This window comes from Lysinibacillus sp. G01H, from assembly GCF_028872195.1.
GTDB classification, from domain to species: domain Bacteria; phylum Bacillota; class Bacilli; order Bacillales_A; family Planococcaceae; genus Lysinibacillus; species Lysinibacillus capsici.
This window is the reverse complement of the sequence record NZ_CP118397.1, coordinates 3,265,761-3,285,733: the sequence shown is the minus strand read 5'-3', so window position 1 is coordinate 3,285,733 and position 19,973 is coordinate 3,265,761. Positions and strand designations below refer to the sequence as shown.

Genomic DNA, 19,973 nt, shown 5'->3' with positions numbered 1-19,973 from the left:
CTCCTTAAGGTTCAAATAGAAAATTGGACTAACTGAAAAAGCGATTCAAATCCTAATAGTCAGGGTTTGAATCGCTTTTATTAGTAAGGAGAGGAACAAACATGATGGTACTCATCATCCTTACTTATTTCTTTATAAAGAATAATATAGATGAAAAAAGGAAAGAAATAGGTGTAAATTTGAGGAGTTGATCGGGATGGAATTTTATAAAGACATAGTCATTTACTGTTATAGTTGTCGTAAAAAGACTGTGTTTACATGTAAAGATACACATGAAAAAAAGGGTGTCGATAGTCACTGTAGTGAATGTACAGGTATTTGGTTTGAATGGCAAAATCGAGCTGTCGAGAGAGAAATGGAGAAGTGGATTGCCTATAATAAAGACTTAGTAAATAATATAAACCACTGATCTATATTTTTACACAAGAGTTAAGTTGAATACACCTAAAAAGCGTATTATCAAGTAAGTACGATGAGGCGTTGAAAGTGCCATTTTCTTTTAAGGGAGTGGTTCTTTTTCTTTTGTATAGACAAAAGCTCTAGCTAGAATGAACAAAATTACTATTCCTTTATCTCATTTGATTAAGAGACGTGAATAATTGAATCTAAACCATGATTTTCCCGTATACATATTATTAGGATAATCAGGAGGGCATCATGGACGTTTATAAAAAGATTGCAATTATTGGGGGAACAGGTAAAGCGGGGCGTTACATTGCTTTTAAAGCATTAGAGAAAGGATATCACGTACGTATGCTTGTTAGAAACCCAGAAAAGTTAGTTTTCAGAGACAGTAGGATTGAGGTAATAGAAGGAAATGTACAAAAGATCGAGGATCTTCAAAAGCTATTAAAAGATTGTCAAATCGTTATCAATACTTTTGGTCAACCAATGAAAGAAAAACCAATTTATAGTAAAGTAACGGAAAATATATTGGGAGTCATGTCTGATTTACATATGGATCGTTATATTGGGGTAACGGGTGGATCTCTAACCATTGCTGGAGATACAAAGAGTATTATAAATAGAATAGGTGCAAAGATATTTGAAATTATTTATTCGAAAATGATGATGGATAAGAAAAAAGAATGGCATCTACTTAGCCATAATCAAGTAATCAAATGGACACTAATTAGACTTCCATTTATAGTAGAGGGAAATGAAGTAGGGTTCATAAAGGAAAATCTTAGAGATATGCCAGGTACAAAGATAACAAATCGGGATATAGCTACATTCATCATTAACCAAATAGAAAATCAAAAGTATGTACAAAAAGCACCATTTATCTCTAATTAATCTACTTTAAAGGAGAATGCCACTTATAGAGGGATAGGGTCAGCGCCTCAACTAAATGACTTTATCCCTTTTGAATGCTCCACAAAATTTTCCCTTGCCTCAATCGTATTGGTTCAAAAACTCAAATGATTTCCTTTTGAGTAGCTTTTAATTAAAACCTTCTCCAATAAACCTTCCAACCCCTCTCAACAACCAATAAATGATTCTAAATGGGAGGAAAAGCAGTTCTGGTATCCAACCAAGTACGTCAAGAAATAAGTCAATTAAAGAATATTGATCATTACGTCTCTTCTCTCTTCTTCTTGTGTTTTTCCTTTCTTGCAACCACTTCTTCACATTACTCGACCCCTTTTACAAAAAAAGTGCTGGCTTTCTTAAATAAGTTTACGATTCATGGCTTTAGTTGGTTTCATTTTTTAAAAATTTTATGATGTAAAAGCAGATATGGGGCGTAACTGGGAGTAAAAATGTTGGCTTATTATATTTCTTTAGTGATGTGTATTACCAAAAATGGGGAAATGGAAAATATAAAATTGAATAAGGCAAAGGGTATACAGATTTAAAAAGGGCCACTAGACTGGGAGTGACCCTTTTTGCTATGATGTATCGACATTATTATTCGCTCCCAATAATGAAGATCATCCCTTTTTCATGTTTTTCAATAAATATTAATATTCTTTTTGGACGAAAGCTGCTCCGACAATAATGAGAAGAATGAATAGCACAACGATTAAAACGAATGTTGAACTATTATTTTTACCGCCATAGTCCATACCACAACTCATGTTATAACCCCCGCTATAGTCGTTACCATAGCCTCCATAACAACAATTGAAATTACCCATATTTCCAAAGTATCCCATCAAGATCTCTCCTTTCTTTCAGTTTATTGTATGAATGCCGTTGAAAGAGAAAAGGGTATTCGTCTAATGAATCGTATTTACGTAATTTTAAAAGGGATCTTGGGTGAAGGATGCGTATCACTAAACACTTGATATGAATGAAACTAAAGGTTAGTTGTCAATCCACTCCATCATTATTGTCAATTTTTTGATGAATGATGGTGGAACAGGTTTGAAACAGTAAGTCTATGTTAATCCGTTTCTATTTTTAACTACAATCTGTTGTGGAAAGGAATCATTTATTTTTTTATTAAATAATGTGAGAGTTTTTTTTCATTCGCTCGTTATTACTTGTAGAGAAGAAAGGAGGTTTTCTAACTTCGTGTATTCATTAATTAATCAGCTACAAAAAAAGGAAGAACAAGCTTTAAGAGAAGTGATTAACAAATATGGAGGTTATGTTAAAGCCATAGTAGTGAAAGTGTTACAGCCCAATCAAACAGCTATTGAAGAATGTATCAACGATGTATTTCTAACCATTTGGCAAAAGAGTATTCAATTTACTGGCGATGAGATTGATTTTAAAAAATGGATTGGTGTTATCGCAAAATATAAAGCGATTGATACATATAGAAGTCTTCAAAATAAGCCTAAAACAGTCGAGTTACTTTCATCAATTTCAAATAGCAAGGATCTTCCAGAGAGAATTGTAGAACAAAGAGTACAAAAAGAGCAACTGTTTATCAGTATTTTAAATTTAAGTAAAAACGATCAGGAAATTTTTCTATTGAAATACTACTTAGGATATTCCAACGGAGAAATCGCAGAGATATTTGGTCTATCTAAATCAGCTGTTGAAAATCGTTTATATCGAGGTAAGTTAAAGTTAACAGAAGAGCTGGGAGGTATCTAAATGAACGAAAAGGATTTTATCGGAATAGATGTTGAAGAGATTGAACCAGTTGAATTATCTGATTGGGAAAAGTTTAATATTGAAAAAAGTGTTTTACGGTCATCTTCAAACAAGAAGTATGTATTTAAAAAATGGAAATGGGTTAGTATAGTCGCCATGCTCACATTCATTTTTACTAGTAGTAGCATTTGGCTACCTGTAGTGGCTAATCGAGTACCAATTGTACAGCAACTATTAAATAGCAATGATAATCCCCAATTACAAGTATTTAGTGATCATGCATCAATCATCAATCAAAAAGACGAAAGTAACGGAACCTCCATTGAAGTAGCTGAGGCTTTTTTCGATGGAACTGTTGTATCGGTTAGTTATGAAATGAAACATGAAGAATCGATAGATGATCCCCCTCTATTTTGGAAGGGTGATTTAGAAGTCAACGGAAACAAGTTAGACGTACTTAGTCATCAAATCATTAAAAAGAATGATGCTACTTGGATTGGTATGTTTACGGCGAGAATTTCAGACAAAGTAATTGATGAAACGATAAATGTACATTGGCGTCCCAAAGATTTTATAGGTATGAAAAATACGACTCTAGTAGAAGGAGATTGGGACTTTCAATTAGAACTTACACCAACCCAAGCCTATTCAAGAAAAGTAAATATACCATTTGGTAATGATCAATACCAGCTATTATATAATCAAATAACAGAGGGAAAATATATAACCACTCTTTATTTTGAGGGAAATCTTGACTGGGAGACAGAATTTTTAATGGTAGACATAGAAGATAATCTTGGAAATGTATATGAAAAAGTAGGAGCAACAACTATTAAAAGCGGTTCTGGGCGAGTAAATGGTTATGTTGAGGTTTTTATACCTGATTCTGATATTCGAACGCTAATCATTACACCAACTATAAGAATTGTTGACGAAAAAACATTAGAGCGGAAAGAGCTTGTTCCGCTCCCAAGTATTAATATTTCTCTAAAATGATATGGTCTGTTCCTACAACTTCTTTCCAAAGGCTGAAGGAATCAATTCATTGATGTAGTTTCAATGAATTATACAGGTTAGCATCTTTACCATTAGCTCATCTCACGCAGTATTCAATCAAGATAAGGCTATTAATTGTATATCTTTTAAGCTATTAAATTTTAATTCTTCCTTTTAGTACCAATAATCATAAAGCCTAATAATAAATATAGAAGACTGGCCGAAATGGAGCTATACAACAGGAATGTAATAGAAGTTGGTGCCCATACGTTAATAAATGTCCAATTTAAGCCGCCAAGTACTGTGTTAGGTGTGATAAATATTGCTGTCAGCATTGTCGCCACAAGTATAGTATGGGCAGATAATAACAATATTTTTTTGTAATTTAGCTTTGCCATACTACGTTGTTTTTTATAGAGGTTGCGTATATTCTGAACGAATAGATAACAGAAAATAATGCTGATTGCGATGATGATAGCACAGATGATTGTCACAATTTTATCTAGCTTTTGATAGCTGCTGATATGTTGCATGTCAATCGTTTTGCCCTCCCATAAATCCATGACACCTTGTCCAATCGCTGTTGTAGAGCTTGTATTCATATTGGCTAAAATAGCCACGCCAATTTGTTCGTCAGGTTGCATAATGAAATATGAGGAAAAGGTTGGATTCTCACCAGCATGGTAGATATATGACTTTGTGTCCTTTTTCACAACGGCCCAACCGTTTGCATAGTAAGTATTCGTATCAAAAGGCTCCACTGTTAGATCTGGAGTATGGGATTCTTGAATTAAATTGTTACTGATTGAGTAGATATCACTGTTTCCTACCTGTAATTTTAACCATCTGGCTATATCATTAGCGTTACTGATCAGATAACCAGCAGGGATATTGCCACGATAGATAGGTGGTATGTATCGCTGCTCTCTCATTAGACCTATTTTATAGCCAGAAGCCATATGTTTGGAATGTACTTGGTGAATCCCTACAAAAGATTGATTCATACCAACAGGTTGTAAAATTTTCTGTTGAATATACTGATCGAATGGCTGTTTTGCCACTTGTTCAATGACGAGTCCTAAGACATCATAGTTGATGGTTGCATATTCAAAAGAACTACCTGGTTGACGATTTAGAGATTGATCCAGCAGTGTTTTAACTGTTAATTCAAGGGCATTATCAGCTGTGCTTTCTGGGATTCGAGTAATGGAATTTGAGGGAATTCCGCTAGTATGAGACAATAGCTGCTGTATTGTCACAGCCTGATTTTCGCCTTTATAGGTTAATGATAACCAAGGGATATACTTTCGGACATCATCTGATCGTTTTAACAAACCTTGCTTTTCTAATTGTAAAATAGCGAGGCCTGTAAATGCTTTAGACGTCGAGCCTAGCTCAAAAAGGGTACTAGATGTAACAGGCGTTTTTGTTTTTGTATCTGCAAAGCCAAAGCCCCTTTGATAGACGGTTTTCCCTTTATCAACAATAATTACTGAAATTCCTGGGATTTTACTAATGGTTTGCTGCTCCTCAATAAACTGATCAATTTTACTAATTGTATCATTTGATGCTGCGTGTCCAAATTCGGGTGTGAAAGTAAAAAATACTAACATTACCATCAACATCACCGTTTTCTTCGTTAATAATGTCATGTTGTTTTTCTCCTTAGATCGTAATGTGCTCGTGACCATGATTTACTGTAACAAGAAAAATAAGGGTAAACCATCGATTAACATGACTATTTCAGGGATAACATGACAAAATTGTCACTTCAAAAAGGGCCACTCCTAAAACCAATAGGAGGGCCCTTGAAATTTTATTTAGTTTGTTCTGGCTCTGGAATAAAATCTTGGCCGTTAAATGTTAATTTAGATGCTGAGATGAGAATTTCTCTATTCGCTTCGTAGTAAGGATCTAAAATTTTGTAGAAGGCTTCCCATTGCTCGCCTGCTTTATCATCTTCACCCTTTTGTTCAAGGGCAACTGCTTCTTCATAGTGTTGTTTTAATTTTGCGTAATCCGCATTACTAATGCTGAATTCGATATCTGTCATATATTCCTCGAAGGGAACAGGTTTAAAGTGTGGGCGAAGTATTTCATAGAATTGATCCCATTTCTTCATGGCCAACTCTTCATCTTTATCTTTTTCAGCTTTTTGTGCCTCTTCATAGAGCGTTTTAAGTTTTGCAAGTTCCTCTTTTGTTACATCTACGTTCATATCTGCCATGTACTCTTCAAAAGTTAATGGTGGATATAATTCTTGGTAATAAGGTTCAAGAATTGTAAAAATTTTATCAATGTTTTCTGATGCCTCATCCGTTTTATTTTCTTTTACATACTTAATCCAGTTACTATAAAGTGTTTTCAGCTGTTCTTTATCTTGCGCTTTGATAACGATATTTTTCTCAGCGAATGCAGCTTCATTGATAAACTCTTCAAATGGCTCAGGCTGCCAATTTGCTAATTCATAAGGTCTTGTGATGTTATCCATCGCCTCATAGATTCTTTCCATTTCTTCGTAATTCTCTTCTTTTTCAGCCTTTTTCATGTCAGAAAAAAGTTTTTCTAGTTGGACTAATTCTTCTTTTGTTACTTCTTTAGGTAAGCTTTTTTTATACACGTCAAAGGTATAGAAATCTGAGTAATCTTTCACAAGACTACCCTCAACTAAAATTTCCTGCCCCTCCGCTAGCTTTAATTGCTCGATTTGCTTATCAGAGAACTTGTGCAAACCAATGTAATAGTTCTTTCCATCTGTTCCTTTAAGGGTAATGCTGCCGCCATCAAAATATTTAATGGTACCTGTTATTTTTTGTTCTATTTGAATTGTTACACTATTTGTTGTTTCAACAGCTGTTGCACCAGCTTGAAGCGGTGTTAAAACAGCCATCCCAAGTGTTAATGCTGAAGCTAATAGCCATGTTTTTTTAGCAGGTTTTTTCATATTTATCAATTCTCCTTTGGGTTAACTTCTGTTACCAATTATTAGACGCTTTACCAATTGAAAAAGTTTTAACTTTTTGAAAAAAATTTCAAGAAATTAAAGAGTGGAGGATTCATGATAAGGACTCACTGTTTTAGTATCTGAAGTCTTTGGAAAATAGCCATTATTGCAGCTTATACTATTTTAAGCTCTTTTCTCCTAATTGAAGATTTTAGGAGAGACGCTGTCATTCTAATGTTTAATCTCGTAAGATAGCTTGCAGACGCATCCGTTTAATCCAAGCTCTTCTACTGCTCATCCTGAAAATAGATTTTATAGAATTTGCGATTTGTTGCCTCATCATAGCCAACTTCAATTAATTCATCTATTTGGTCGATATGTTGAATATTTACTTGGATTTCAATATTGGAATCCAGTTTGATTTTACGTTTGTATTTCTTTTCAGCCTTTTCTAGCGCACTATCAGAAATGACAGTCTCATAGGGTTTGACCGAATTAATGATGATATCTTTTTGAGTAGTGTCCGCTTGCTCAAAAACAGTTTCAATATAATGATTTACCTGAAATTCCTCTTCATTTCTAAAGTAATCCAGTGTTTTATTCAAGAGCCCAAGTTTTTCTGTGCTTGTATAATTTTCTTCCTTTAAAATGAATTTTTTGCATTCTGTTAATGCTAAATTGGTTTTATAATAATGCTCATCCGCTGCCTTAATTTTTAAAAATCGTTCTTGCCAATAAACAATATCTTCCTTACGTTTTGTTTTAATATAAACAGCAGGAGATTGATCCTGTCCCATATCAACAATAATAGCCATATTATTAATTTTCTTAACGTTAATGCCATCCACGCCGTTCACGATCATTTGATTGTGTTCATTTTTCACATCTAAAAACATTTCTTTTTCATCAATTTTGACAATAGCGATAATCTTTTTTGCCTCATTTAATAGTAAACAATTTTCAAAGAGGCCAATAAACAGTTCTCCGCTTTTAATGTTAGGATGCTGTGACACACTATGTAAGTGCTTGGCAATATTTTGTGAATGTTCTAGGAAGTTACTTCCCTGTTCGAAAATAGCTCTCGAATACGTAAAAACTTCATTGAGTGTAATAGTGCTTTCATGGAAAAATTCATATTGCTGTTCCAAATCAATTTTACTAAAAGCGAGCTGTGTAAAGGCTGCTTCTAACATGACCTCAGGTTGTGTAAAAACTTCTTCTCCTAAAATAAGCGTCTCACTCAAAAAATGCAGACTATATTGTGCTAATTTACTTTCACTGACTTCTAGCATAAATTTCACCTTCTAATTTTTCATAGTAGCTAGTATACCATAAGCTAAAGATTGCTTTTATAAGTACCAGTACTCATTTGAGGCTGGTTTTTTATGATCACCGAATGTTAGTGTCTTGTTATGAAAGAATGTTGAGGATTGGAAGTTTAAAATACTGCTGCTTAGATAAAGATAAAAACATGTAGAGATACTCTGTACAAGTGTACTAAAGAGGGTGATCAATATGTGGGAAAAGGTGATTTCCTACATGCCACATTGGCAAGTTTTTTTACAAGGCTTTTTAGCATTTTTAATTCCATATTTAATTTATAAATTGTTTCATGTTTTTTTATTTGTTAATAAGAGCAATGGCAAAATTGAGATGAAAGAAAAAAGTGAAGAAGGTGAGAGGGTACACATCCCTGTTCAAAAAACGTTAGAGCAATTTACAGGGGATTATAATAAAGATCTTTTACAAATGAGGAAAGAACTTGGCCATAATTGGGATATTCATTTTAGAGAATTTCAAATAGGAAATACGGATAATCGTGCAGCAATCGTTTTTCTTAAGGGATTATGCGATAAAGAATTAATTGACAAACATATTTTGAAATCATTAATGAATGGACATACAGGAAAGTCGTCTGTTTTAAGAGGTCATGAACTACAACAATCAATTAGAAATGAAATCCTACCAGTGAGCGATCTGCTAGAGGAATCGAAAGTCATGAAAGCTGTTGGCAAAGTATTAACTGGTTCCACTGTATTAATTGTGGATGGCATACAGAATGTATTTATCATTGGCACGGCACATGGCAAAACTCGAAATCTTGAGGAGCCTGTTTCTGAAGCAATGGTACGTGGACCAAGGGTGGGCTTCACAGAAAAATTAAGTGTGAATACCTCTTTATTAAGGCAGCATGGTGAGAATCGAAATTTATCGATTATTGAGATGGAAGTAGGCGAACGTACGAAAAAAGAGTTGGTTTTAGCCTATATAGATGAAATTGTGCAGCCTAATCTCGTCAAAGAGGTGAAGGAACGAATTGAAACAATCCATTTGGATGATGTTGCTGAATCGGGATATATTGAGCAATTGATGGAGGATAATTACCTCAGTCCATTTTCGCAAGTGCAGAGTACCGAACGTCCTGATCGGGTTATTGCTGCGTTACTAGAGGGACGAGTCGCAATTCTTTTAGATGGAACGCCCTTTGTATTAATTGTGCCAGTCACGTTTAATATGCTACTGCAATCACCAGAAGATTACTATGAACGTTGGTTGTCGAGCTCTCTTATTCGCTTGCTTCGCTATTTTGCTGCAGGCATCTCTTTATTTGGCCCATCCCTGTACATTGCTTTTGTATCTTTTCATCAAGGTTTAATTCCCACTAAACTAGCGCTGTCCATGATGGCAACAAGGCAGGGAGTACCGTTCCCAGCTTTGATTGAAGCCCTCATTATGGAAGTCGCTATTGAGATATTACGAGAAGCAGGACTTCGTCTACCGAAGCCGATTGGTCCGACAATGGGGATCGTTGGGGGGCTTGTTATTGGAGAAGCCGCCGTACAGGCAGGAATTGTTAGTCCAATCATGGTCATTGTGGTTGCATTAACAGCAATTTCCTCTTTTGCTATCCCTCAATATAATGCTGGTATCACGCTAAGAATGTTACGTTTTGTCGCGATGTTTTCCGCAGCTTTATTTGGACTATATGGCATCATTCTATTTTTCTTATTCCTTTGCAGTCATTTAGTAAAGCTAAAGAGCTTCGGTGTATCATATTTGAGCCCAACTATTCCGTATCGAGCAGGTGATTGGAAAGATTTTATGGTACGAATGCCGTTAAAGATGATGAAGCATCGTCCTAAATTGTTAAAGCCAAAAGATTCGGTCCGCAAAGGGGAATAAGAGAAAGGGAGCAAAACAGCCATGAACAGCAGTATGAAAGATAAAATAACGACGTCACAAGCAGTTGTTATTATTATTAACTATATTCTTGCCACTGGGATTCTTACTTTACCTCGTGCATCTGTTGAAAAAGTAAAAACGCCAGATGTTTGGATTAGTGTATTTTTAGGTGGTGTCGTTGCAATGATTGCAGGTGTAATCATTGTGAAGCTAAGCCAACAATACCCTGACAAAACATTTTATCAATATAATCAAGATATCATAGGGAAGTGGTTAGGCTGGTTTATAAGTGCGTGTGTAATTGCCTACTTTTTTACCATTTCTGCCTTTGAAGTTCGCATCATGGCTGAAGTAACCTCTCTCTTCTTATTAGAAGGGACCCCCACTTGGGCGATTATTTTGCCCTTTTTATGGGTTGGGCTTTACTTAATAAGCGGTGGCATCAATACAATCGCACGCTTATTTGAAATCATTTTTCCTATTACCTTTGTTATTTTTTTACTTGTGGCTTTTTTAAGCTTAGGGATTTTTGAAATTGATAATTTGAGACCAGTACTCGGTCTGGGCGTTGTTCCGATGTTAAAGGGAATAAAAACAGCGACCCTGGCATTTTTAGGGCCTGAAATTATGCTACTACTTGTGGCATTTATGTACCCATCTGATAAATCAAAAGCCGTAAAGGTTGTACTGGCGGGTATAGCCATACCTTTGCTCTTTTATGTCATCACAGTTGTGATGGTCATTGGTGCTCTATCTATTGAAGGTGTTATGACAAGGACTTGGCCAACGATTGAATTAATGCGAAGTTTTGAAATCCCTGGTTTAATTTTTGAACGCTTTGAGTCATTTCTTCTTGTAATTTGGATTATGCAAATCTTTGCTACCTTTACGATTACTTATTATGCCGCCACTTTAGGCTTAGCCCATCTGTTTAAGAAAAATATGCATCCTTTCTTATATGGATTACTGCCAATTATCTACATTATTGCGATGACACCTAAAAATATTAATGATCTTTTTACATTTGGCGATAAGATTGGTCATGCTGCATTAATTTTATTTGGTTTAGTACCGATAACCTTACTCCTTATTTCGAAATTGAAAGGAAAGAAAGCATGAAGCGAATACATTGTTGTGTACATTTACTTCTAGTTGCGACGGTAACCTTACTTCTTACTGGATGTTGGAGTAGTAAAGAGATTGAGGATTTAGGCCTTATTGTAGGTACATCATTGGATTTAGAAACGGGTGATGTTTCCTCTGAAGAGCAACAAGATGCTAGGTATGCAAACAGACTGCTGCTAACAATTACTAATCAATTTGTTACGTCAGAGACAACGGTTTCTGGAGCAAAAGAGGGAGCATTGCCAGAAAAAGCGTATAAAAATGTTTCTGAGACAGGTGATGCGGTGTTACCAACTTTACGAAATATGCTATTAAAGGTTGATAAACGTTCCTTTGCTGAACATTCCAAAGTAATTATTATTGGTGAGGAATTAGCTAGTACTATGAATCTCCAGCAAACGTTGGATTTTTTTCTAAGAGAATTAGAAATACGGCCGAGTGGACTGCTCTTTATTGCTCAGGATCAGGCAAGTCAGGCACTGGAAACAAATGAACCAACTAAAATTCCTGCCTTTCAATTAGTAGAAATGATGGAGGGACATGAAAGGACGACTAAAATTTTGCCTCCGATGACCGTAGCCAAACTAGAGGGGAAGCTTTATTCAGACTCTAGCTTTTTATTGCAAAATGTGAGTACGGAAAATGGAGAAGTAAAATTTGCAGGCGCTGCTATCATTGAAGGAAAAACCAAAAAGCTACGAGGATTTTTAAATGAGAGTGACTTAGAAGGAATTGCATGGATGTCTGGCGATGCGAAAGGTGGACTTGTCAAAGGCTTTGATGAGGAGTCAGGAGCACCCATTGTGTATGAAATTATTTCAGCTAAAAGTAAAATTATTCCACATGTAAAAGGCGATCAAATCTCCTTTACGATAAAAATTCAATCAGAGGGAAGAATTGCTGAACATTGGGTTCTCTCCGATAAAGCATTTGACAATCAATTTTTGAAAAAAGCAGAGAAAGTATTTGAAAAAGAGATAGAACGATTAGTGAGGAAAGCACTAGATAAAACGCAACATGAATTTCAAACAGATGTTTCTGGGTTTGGTAATAAACTAAGAATCGATTACCCGAAAGTATGGCAAAAAAGAAAAAAAGAATGGGATCAAACGTTTAGTGAGGTTCCTATTACATGTGAAGTGAATGTTTCCATTAAGGATTATGGCACGTCAGGTGATTAACATCGTTAATCATCTTTTTTTCTGTCCATTTAGTCTATACTGGAATGAAAGGACATATAGTAGATATTCGAAAAGATGGGGGATAAAAGACATGCAATATACTATTCAATCAATCGCTACCGTTCGTAACAATCGGCAAATGATAAAAGATGATCATTGGGGAGAGATTATTTCAACTATTGAACTTGCTGATCATATCCAAGAGGCGTCCTTAAAAGGAATAGAAGATTTTTCTCATCTAGAAATTATTTTTTATTTTGATAAGGTTACAGACGATCAAATTCAATATGAGGCAAGACATCCGAGAAATAATCATGATTATCCTGAGGTCGGCATTTTTGCACAAAGAGGTAAGAATAGACCTAATAAATTAGGAAGTACAATTGTTGCATTGTTAGAGGTCAAATCGAGAGGATTAATCGTTAAAGGGCTAGACGCCATAGATGGCACACCTATACTAGATATAAAGCCTGTAATGAAAGAATTTTTACCTAAAGAGGATGTTAAACAGCCAGTGTGGTCAATAGATTTAATGAAGGCCTACTGGGGGTAAGAAAGTTGTTAAAGCGAAGAAAATTGTGGATTTCTAAAAAAGGGGAGTAGCGTGCTCCCCTAAGACAGGTTTTAGATAGCGATTATTTTGAAACCTATAATAGGGAGAATGTTTTATTGGTTGATGTTAAAGAATCACCTATTCAAAAAATAACAGGAGAAGGTATTCAAACGGCGGATAACCATTTTGATTTAGAAATCATCATTTTTGCGACAGGCTATGATGGCATGACAGGGCCATTGTTTAAGATTGATATCCGAGGAAGGAAGGGCGTGTCATTAAAAGAGAAATGGAAGGATGGGGCAGCTGTTTAAATCTATCTTGGACTCACAGCAGCAGGTTTTCCTAATTTATTTATGATTACGGGACCAGAAAGCCCTTCTGTCCTTGTCAACATGCCGATTGCTATTGAGCAGCATGTCGAATGGATTGCCGAGTGCATCCATTACTTGCATGAGCATGACATTAACCTTGTGGAACCAACTATAGAAGCAGAGGAAGCCTGGAGCATACATTGTCGAGAGGTTGCTAATGCAACACTCTACGTCAAAGGTGATTCCTGGTATACGGGGGCCAATATTGAGGGCAAACCTCGAAGTTTTTTAATCTATCTAGGAGGATTTGATTATTACACAAAACATTGTAATGAGGTGGCTCAAAACAATTATGAAGGCTTTAAGTTAATGAAATTAACATACTATCATAGTTTGAGAGAGGGGAGCATATAATATGGGGCAACAAGTAGTCATTATTACAGGTGCTGGAAGTGGTATTGGAAGAGAGACTGCAAAATTGCTTGCCACTAAGGGAAATGCATTAGTTTTAGTGGATTTTGATGAAAAAAGAGGACAAGACACACTACATGCTGTTAAGGAGCATCACCAACAAGCAATTTTTGTCCAAGCAGATGTTTCACAAAGCCATGATGTCAAAAAATATGTGGACGCTGCAAAAGAAACATTTGGCAGGATTGATGCTTTTGTCAATAATGCAGGTGTATTAAGCCCACCAACACTACTGGGGGATTTAGAAGAGGAGACGTTTGATAGAGTAGTCTCAGTCAATCTTAAAGGGGCATTTCTCGGCTTAAATTATTAAAAGAAATGGAGCAACAGCAATCAGGTGTCATTGTGAATACATCCTCAGCAGCCGGTATACAGGGACAGCCCTATCTAGGTGGCTATGCGGCAAGTAAGCAAGGTGTAATTGGATTAACTAAAACGGCAGCCATGGAATATGGACCTAAAGGGTATCGAGTGAATGCAATTTGTCCTGGTGGCGTGAGGGCAAACATGACAAAAGGATTGGCATCGAGTCCAGAAGAAAATGGACCATTACGTAGATTGGCAGACCCAACTGAAATCGCAAATGTAATCGCTTTCTTAATTTCGCAGGAAGCTTCTTATGTGAATGGCGCTGTCGTCACAATTGATGGCGGTTTAACATCGTAAAACATTTAAATAAGAGAGGAAGGATTTTAATGGAACATCGTATTGATTCAGAACTAAAAGAAACGTTAGCAATTTTTCCCTCATTAGATTTGGATAATGTACAAGCTACAAGAGAAGGAATGGCAGCCGTTGCTGTACCAGCTCCAATAGAAGAGCACATTATAGTAGAAAATAAAGTCATTCAAGGGCCTGATGATAATCATTCTCTTCGTCTTCGTATTTATAAGTCAAAAGAGCAAAAGGAAATATACCCAGGCCTGCTATGGATTCATGGTGGTGGCTATGTCTTGGGAGCACCAGAGGGAGATGATGTGCTTTGTCAGCGCTTTGTCAATGAAGCGAATTGTATTGTGGTATCTGTAGACTATCGGCTTGCACCTGAACATCCTTATCCTGCTCCTCTTGAAGATTGCTATGCAGCGTTAAAATGGGTAGCAGATCATGCGAGTGAATTAGGGATAGATCCTACCCGTTTAGGGATTGCTGGAGCAAGCGCTGGTGGTGGACTCACAGCTGCACTTGCATTACTTACGCGTGATCGAAATTATCCGAAGCTTAGTTTCCAAATGCCGCTCTATCCAATGATTGATGATCACAATAATACCCCATCTTCATTAGAAATTACGGGACATATGATCTGGAACCACTCACTCAATCAAAAGGGATGGGAAATGTATTTGAATGGCGAAAATGGTAGCGACAATGTATCACCATATGCCGCAGCAGCTAGAGCGGATGATTTATCAGGTTTACCATTTACTTATACATGTGTTGGTCAACTTGATCCGTTTCGTGATGAGACTTTGCAATATGTAACCAAGCTATGTCAGGCTGGAGTAGATGTTGAATTCCACTTATACCCAGGCTGCTATCATGGTTTTGAGAGTATTGTTCCTACAGCTGCAGTCAGTCAAAGAGCTGTCAAAGAGTATGTAGAAGCTGCTAAATATGTGTTACATCGAAATATTTCAGTGCCTTTATAAAAAATTTACGAAAATCTCGAAACCATAATTTACTCAGGTTTCGGGATTTTTTTGTTAAACAAAATGATCTTTTAGCTAGTTTGTAATAGCGTCTTTTAGGTTAAACTTTTATCGAGTGAAAGGAGGAGAATGTAAAATGTTACAATTTGAATCAAAAATTGTTGGAAAAGAGATAGGGTTTGGCTATTTACGAGATAAAATTGCGGATCAGGGTTTCACGATCGGCGGGAATTGGGAGTACTATAAAGGTAGCTTTGACTCGGTATTATGGAAAGAGGCAGGAGAAACTATTTATTTACGTGTCCCTTTTATCGTCACATCAGGAGAGCTTGATAATGAAGATGCTCAAATTCGTTTTCAAAAGCCATTTGTCATTAAGCATGTTGAGAATATTGGTCTAGATTATGATGAGGGCTCCTTACTAGATGCAACTGGTGTTAGCCAATTTCAAACTCCGCTTGATAAAGATGGATACATTCATGATAAAAGTAGATGGATTCAAGCAGGTGAACAAGCTGTGGAAGAAAAAGTACTTCCATTTTTCATTCATTAGCTAGATAAATTTAAATGGCTGCTGCAAGAAATTATATGTCTTTTCTCCTTGTTATTTTGGGAACATGTAATCAAAAATACAAATAGAATTGTCGTAAGAATTTTCCAACATTATAATGGTATTAGCATGTACTACTATATGAGGTGAGTTTATGGATAAAATAGCTATAGATGATTTTCAGCATTCCTATCAGAAATTGCACCAAGAACGACTCATCCATCGTAAAGAAGCCTTTCTAGAGGTGTTAGAAAAAACAAGAACATTTGGTGAAATAATCCTGCTTGAAAGTATAAAAAGTAAGAGAGGCGTCTAGGTGGCGTCTCTTTCTATTTTTCACAAAAGAGAGGATGATTAATCATGGGACGTTACATGCCTTTATTACTGCTAACAATGATTCTATGTGTTGCTTGTACGTCAACGAAGAATAATACCAATAAAAGGTTAGAGAGTGAGGGAAATCACGCGATAGATGCTATGAATTCCTCTGTTGAAATACTAGCAGATCAATTGCAGACACCTTGGTCGATTCAAAAAATTGGAGATGTCTTTTATATAGCAGAAAGGCCAGGCAGTATTGTAAAAATTGCGGAAGGGAGCGTTGATAGGCAGCAGATTATCCTGAAAAAGGAGCTATCAACTGCGCCAGAAGCGGGTATGTTAGGATTTGTATTAGCACCTAATTTTCCTACCAGTCAAGTTGCCTATGCGTATTATACGTATGTCGAGGAAGAGGAACAATTTAATCGTATTGTTACGTTAACGTTTAGCGATAATAAATGGATCGAACAGGATCTTATTATGGATCGAATAAAGAGTGGTACATATCATCATAGTGGACGATTGAAAATAGGTCCTGACGGAAAGCTGTATGCAACGGTAGGAGATGCAACACAACCTTCTTTAGCACAGGACGTGAAAGCTTTAGAAGGAAAAATTTTGCGCATCAATTTGGATGGCTCCATACCGAATGATAATCCTTTTCCTCAATCCTATATATACAGCTATGGACACCGAAATCCACAAGGCTTAACATGGTCTACTGATGGTACGATGTATGCCAGTGAACATGGCAATGCAGCAAATGACGAAATTAATATCATTGAGAAGGGGAAGAATTATGGCTGGCCTCTTATTGAAGGAATGGAGAAAGAGCAGGGGATGATAACACCTCTTTTTACATCCGGTGCTTCTACCACATGGGCTCCATCAGGCATTGCTATTGTAAATGATCAATTATATGTCGCTGCCCTAAGAGGTACAGCGGTCCTAGCTTTTGATATAAATAAGAACAAACACAATGAATTACTATCAGAATTTGGTAGAATTCGTGATGTCTTTGTGGATGAAAAGTTTCTTTATTTTATTAGCAATAATACAGATGGTCGTGGAAATCCACAACCTCAGGATGATAAACTATATCGAACGCCATTGTGATATAATATTTGAGAAAACATGGAATGGTAGGAAGAATGGGGAGGACAAACATGGCAAACTATCTTAAGATCGCAGTAGCAATTGATTTCTCAGAACAATCATTAAAAGCATTGGATAGAGCGAGTCAATTAGCAAAGGAACACAATGCTATTTTGCAATTGGTGAATGTCATTGATACAAAATCGTTTGGAGCAGTTTCAGCATATGACTTAAAATATGCCGAGCAATTGAAGAAGGAAAACATTCTTAAAATGGAAAAGCTAGAAAAAGAGGCGTTACAGACAGGAGTCAAAGAGGTCGAATCCATTGTAGAAACAGGTTCACCAAAAGGTATTTTAACACAATTACCTCAGGTTGATTTAATTGTTTGTGGTGCAACTGGGTTAAATCGTATGGAAAAAATGATGTTAGGCTCTGTGGCAGAGAAAGTCGTACGTCATGCGCTTTGTGATGTGTTGATTGTTCGTTAGTGGTTAAATAGTTTAGAGTAAAAGAACCTGCTTGTGCTAGTCGACAAGCAGGTTCTTTTATTATTGGATTGTTTGAGCGTTATCAATAATGCTTTGAGGTATATCAATTGTTTTTAGATGATTAAATTCCGTATACGTAACGACTGATTTTGTATTCATTAACAATTCGTCACCTTCTACGGCCATTTTTAAGTCAAAATTCATATCCATTTTGTTCGTATCGAAAGTCTCTTTATCGATGTGTAGCACGTAGTTAATTTTTTCAATTGATAGTTGATCCATTGGGTTTTCTTCTAGACCCATTTCTTGGATAGACTTATTAATCTCAGAATCGATTAGCTCTTTGAATTTATCGCCTTTTGCATCTAATGTAAGGACATATTCATCATCCGTTTGTTCAAATGTAAAGTCCTTAATGAATTTTTTCAATTGTTCTAGCTGTTCCTTCGCATCAGCAGAAGCCGCCGTTTGATCTAATATGGCATCAAAGTTCTCATCAGGGAGCTTTAACCAGCTGTCTGTTGTCGAATCCTTCATAAATAAGCCTGCATCTTTTTTCATATACATTTCAATTGGCATGTCCATTGTTTCTTCACTTTCATTCATCATATCAGGCATTGTCATAGATCCTGATAAATGCATTGCAAGTGGATCAACGATGATATCCATCTCCATTTTGGAGTCGATTGAAAACTCCATTGCTTCTTCACCAGACCCAACCTTTGTCACCTGTGTCATATCCATTTTAGCACTTGCACTTTGAATATCAGCCTGGCGATTTACTGCCTTGTCATACACTTGTTCTAAAGTGAGTTTGCTTTTATTAGTTGTGTCTTTCGTAGGCGTAGCGCTTGAATTACAAGCGGCTAGTGTCAACGCTAGTGTTCCAACTGCTAATACTTTAAAAATTTTCTTCATTACTTTCATCTCCTATTCTTGGTAAAAAACACTATCTACTACTATACGCACTAGAAAAGGAAAAGTTTCATAAATTGTTAGAAAAGAACTATTTTTTTATTAAAAAAATAACATTATTCCTACTTTTGTAAGTGGTAAACGTGATAATTACCAAATGAATAGGGATAAAACAAAAAAGCTGTCACGAACTTATCATACAAGGACGATAAGTTCAGACAGCCTTTTGCTTACACCGTAGTGTAATGGATCAATTATAACCCCAGATCATAGCAAATAATGTACCAATGATTGTCACAACACCTACGAATACTGAGTATAAAATGGTTGTATATAACGTTTTTTTATCTTCAGATTCACCGATGTGCATGAATAATACTAATTGTACAGTTGCCTGTGCAAGAGCCGTTACTAGTAAAATTCCAAATGCCATATTAAGAGACATATCAAATTTAACAACGGCTAAAGCTACGATTGTTAGTAATAGTGAGAAGCCGAAGCCCATCACATGTTGTTTTGGGAATAATTCCTTCATCAGCTAATCAGTCCTTTCAAGTAGACGAAGCTGAAGATGAAAATCCAAACAACGTCTAGGAAATGCCAGTACAGTGAGAAGATAAACGCTTTATTAGCCGTTTGTGGGTTTAAGCCACGTTTTGCTACTTGGATTAAAATAGCTACGCCCCAGAAGAAACCGAATGTTACGTGGGCACCGTGCGTTCCAAGTAAAGTCATTAAGGACGATAAGAATGCGCTTGTTTGGATCGTCGCACCTTCGTGTACATATGTGACAAATTCATCAATTTCAATGGCTAAGAAGCCAAGGCCTAGTAGTAGAGTGATGATAAAGAATGTCATCATCGCTTTTTTACGACCGATACGCATTGCATGAACACCAAGACCAATTGTGAAACTACTTGTTAATAATAAGAATGTTTCCCATAGAACAGGAGTTAACTCAAAGATTTCAGCACCATTCGGGCCACTACCTGTCCGTGTGTGAAGTGTGAAATACACAGTAAACAATGTGGCAAATAACACGATCTCGGCGCCAAGGAAAATCCAGAAACCAAAGATTTTTAGGCGATTTTCCTCTGTACTATATTCTAATGGAAGTGAAGAATCGATTTTCAT

At 36.2% G+C, this 19,973-nt stretch carries 25 protein-coding genes; 17 read left to right on the top strand and 8 right to left on the bottom strand.

Annotated elements, in window-relative coordinates; all coding sequences use genetic code 11:
- The first annotated feature begins 196 nt into the window (after nucleotides 1-196).
- Nucleotides 197-409 (top strand): hypothetical protein, encoded by a 213-nt coding sequence (locus tag PSR12_RS16715; RefSeq protein WP_112118074.1) that lies wholly within the window; start codon nucleotides 197-199, stop codon nucleotides 407-409.
- A gap of 248 nt (nucleotides 410-657) precedes the next feature.
- Nucleotides 658-1,296 (top strand): NAD(P)H-binding protein, encoded by a 639-nt coding sequence (locus PSR12_RS16710; protein ID WP_221680917.1) that lies wholly within the window; start codon nucleotides 658-660, stop codon nucleotides 1,294-1,296.
- A gap of 147 nt (nucleotides 1,297-1,443) precedes the next feature.
- On the opposite strand, the gene PSR12_RS16705 is transcribed toward PSR12_RS16710, so the two are convergent.
- Together PSR12_RS16705 and PSR12_RS23850 are read right to left on the bottom strand one after the other, a co-directional pair.
- Nucleotides 1,444-1,632, bottom strand: coding sequence for a hypothetical protein (locus PSR12_RS16705; RefSeq protein ID WP_221680916.1), 189 nt, complete (start codon nucleotides 1,630-1,632; stop codon nucleotides 1,444-1,446).
- 332 nt (nucleotides 1,633-1,964) lie between these two features.
- Nucleotides 1,965-2,159 carry a YjcZ family sporulation protein gene (locus PSR12_RS23850; RefSeq protein ID WP_004226543.1) on the bottom strand — a complete coding sequence of 65 codons (195 nt, stop codon included), beginning with the start codon at nucleotides 2,157-2,159 and terminating at the stop codon, nucleotides 1,965-1,967.
- Nucleotides 2,160-2,520: 361 nt separating this feature from the next.
- Here PSR12_RS23850 and PSR12_RS16695 point away from each other — a divergent pair, with 361 nt between their 5' ends.
- Together PSR12_RS16695 and PSR12_RS16690 are read left to right on the top strand one after the other, a co-directional pair.
- Nucleotides 2,521-3,051 carry a sigma-70 family RNA polymerase sigma factor gene (locus tag PSR12_RS16695; protein WP_221680915.1) on the top strand — a complete coding sequence of 177 codons (531 nt, stop codon included), beginning with the start codon at nucleotides 2,521-2,523 and terminating at the stop codon, nucleotides 3,049-3,051.
- On the top strand, nucleotides 3,052-4,047 hold the full coding sequence (locus PSR12_RS16690; RefSeq protein ID WP_221680914.1) for a DUF4179 domain-containing protein: 996 nt from the start codon (nucleotides 3,052-3,054) through the stop codon (nucleotides 4,045-4,047).
- Between the two features lie 161 nt (nucleotides 4,048-4,208).
- Here the strand turns inward: PSR12_RS16690 and PSR12_RS16685 are convergent, their stop codons facing one another.
- The 3 genes from PSR12_RS16685 to PSR12_RS16675 all read right to left on the bottom strand — a co-directional run bounded on the left by PSR12_RS16685 (nucleotide 4,209) and on the right by PSR12_RS16675 (nucleotide 8,283).
- On the bottom strand, nucleotides 4,209-5,699 hold the full coding sequence (locus PSR12_RS16685; protein ID WP_274769811.1) for a serine hydrolase domain-containing protein: 1,491 nt from the start codon (nucleotides 5,697-5,699) through the stop codon (nucleotides 4,209-4,211).
- Between the two features lie 164 nt (nucleotides 5,700-5,863).
- A complete protein-coding gene (locus PSR12_RS16680) occupies nucleotides 5,864-6,991 on the bottom strand; it encodes a hypothetical protein (protein ID WP_274769810.1) in 1,128 nt (375 codons plus the stop codon).
- Between the two features lie 287 nt (nucleotides 6,992-7,278).
- On the bottom strand, nucleotides 7,279-8,283 hold the full coding sequence (locus tag PSR12_RS16675; RefSeq protein WP_221680911.1) for a nucleoid-associated protein: 1,005 nt from the start codon (nucleotides 8,281-8,283) through the stop codon (nucleotides 7,279-7,281).
- A gap of 223 nt (nucleotides 8,284-8,506) precedes the next feature.
- Here PSR12_RS16675 and PSR12_RS16670 point away from each other — a divergent pair, with 223 nt between their 5' ends.
- From PSR12_RS16670 to PSR12_RS16615, 13 genes are all read left to right on the top strand, one after another.
- Nucleotides 8,507-10,174, top strand: a complete 1,668-nt coding sequence (locus tag PSR12_RS16670; protein ID WP_221680910.1) for a spore germination protein — start codon at nucleotides 8,507-8,509, stop codon at nucleotides 10,172-10,174.
- 21 nt (nucleotides 10,175-10,195) lie between these two features.
- On the top strand, nucleotides 10,196-11,293 hold the full coding sequence (locus PSR12_RS16665; RefSeq protein ID WP_221680909.1) for a spore germination protein: 1,098 nt from the start codon (nucleotides 10,196-10,198) through the stop codon (nucleotides 11,291-11,293).
- Nucleotides 11,290-12,480 carry a Ger(x)C family spore germination protein gene (locus PSR12_RS16660; RefSeq protein ID WP_257520281.1) on the top strand — a complete coding sequence of 397 codons (1,191 nt, stop codon included), beginning with the start codon at nucleotides 11,290-11,292 and terminating at the stop codon, nucleotides 12,478-12,480. Before PSR12_RS16665 ends, PSR12_RS16660 begins: the two co-directional genes overlap by 4 nt.
- 91 nt (nucleotides 12,481-12,571) lie before the next feature.
- Nucleotides 12,572-13,033, top strand: coding sequence for an SAM-dependent methyltransferase (locus PSR12_RS16655; protein ID WP_274769808.1), 462 nt, complete (start codon nucleotides 12,572-12,574; stop codon nucleotides 13,031-13,033).
- A gap of 116 nt (nucleotides 13,034-13,149) precedes the next feature.
- Nucleotides 13,150-13,347, top strand: coding sequence for a hypothetical protein (locus PSR12_RS16650; protein ID WP_257520279.1), 198 nt, complete (start codon nucleotides 13,150-13,152; stop codon nucleotides 13,345-13,347).
- 42 nt (nucleotides 13,348-13,389) lie between these two features.
- A complete protein-coding gene (locus tag PSR12_RS16645; RefSeq protein WP_274769806.1) occupies nucleotides 13,390-13,761 on the top strand; it encodes a hypothetical protein in 372 nt (123 codons plus the stop codon).
- 1 nt (nucleotide 13,762) lies between these two features.
- Complete coding sequence (locus PSR12_RS23845; protein ID WP_342456115.1) at nucleotides 13,763-14,131, top strand: SDR family NAD(P)-dependent oxidoreductase; 369 nt, start codon at nucleotides 13,763-13,765, stop codon at nucleotides 14,129-14,131.
- A gap of 5 nt (nucleotides 14,132-14,136) precedes the next feature.
- Nucleotides 14,137-14,484, top strand: a complete 348-nt coding sequence (locus PSR12_RS23840) for an SDR family NAD(P)-dependent oxidoreductase (protein WP_342456114.1) — start codon at nucleotides 14,137-14,139, stop codon at nucleotides 14,482-14,484.
- Between the two features lie 29 nt (nucleotides 14,485-14,513).
- Nucleotides 14,514-15,467: an alpha/beta hydrolase gene (locus tag PSR12_RS16635; RefSeq protein WP_274769805.1), complete on the top strand. Its 954-nt coding sequence runs from the start codon at nucleotides 14,514-14,516 to the stop codon at nucleotides 15,465-15,467.
- A 136-nt stretch (nucleotides 15,468-15,603) separates the two neighbouring features.
- On the top strand, nucleotides 15,604-16,020 hold the full coding sequence (locus PSR12_RS16630) for a YugN family protein (protein WP_274769804.1): 417 nt from the start codon (nucleotides 15,604-15,606) through the stop codon (nucleotides 16,018-16,020).
- A gap of 151 nt (nucleotides 16,021-16,171) precedes the next feature.
- Entirely contained in the window at nucleotides 16,172-16,333 is a 162-nt protein-coding gene (locus tag PSR12_RS16625; protein WP_004226572.1) for a hypothetical protein, read from the top strand.
- Between the two features lie 44 nt (nucleotides 16,334-16,377).
- Nucleotides 16,378-17,454, top strand: a complete 1,077-nt coding sequence (locus tag PSR12_RS16620; protein ID WP_274769801.1) for a PQQ-dependent sugar dehydrogenase — start codon at nucleotides 16,378-16,380, stop codon at nucleotides 17,452-17,454.
- Nucleotides 17,455-17,504: 50 nt separating this feature from the next.
- Complete coding sequence (locus PSR12_RS16615) at nucleotides 17,505-17,924, top strand: universal stress protein (protein WP_221680903.1); 420 nt, start codon at nucleotides 17,505-17,507, stop codon at nucleotides 17,922-17,924.
- A 60-nt stretch (nucleotides 17,925-17,984) separates the two neighbouring features.
- Here PSR12_RS16615 and PSR12_RS16610 read toward each other — a convergent pair whose 3' ends face one another.
- The 3 genes from PSR12_RS16610 to qoxC form a co-directional block, all read right to left on the bottom strand.
- Nucleotides 17,985-18,842: a DUF6612 family protein gene (locus PSR12_RS16610; protein ID WP_274769800.1), complete on the bottom strand. Its 858-nt coding sequence runs from the start codon at nucleotides 18,840-18,842 to the stop codon at nucleotides 17,985-17,987.
- Between the two features lie 247 nt (nucleotides 18,843-19,089).
- Nucleotides 19,090-19,374 (bottom strand): cytochrome aa3 quinol oxidase subunit IV, encoded by a 285-nt coding sequence (qoxD, locus tag PSR12_RS16605; protein WP_004226585.1) that lies wholly within the window; start codon nucleotides 19,372-19,374, stop codon nucleotides 19,090-19,092.
- Nucleotides 19,374-19,973, bottom strand: coding sequence for a cytochrome aa3 quinol oxidase subunit III (qoxC, locus tag PSR12_RS16600; protein WP_004226587.1), 600 nt, complete (start codon nucleotides 19,971-19,973; stop codon nucleotides 19,374-19,376). The genes qoxD and qoxC overlap by 1 nt, the downstream gene beginning before the upstream one ends.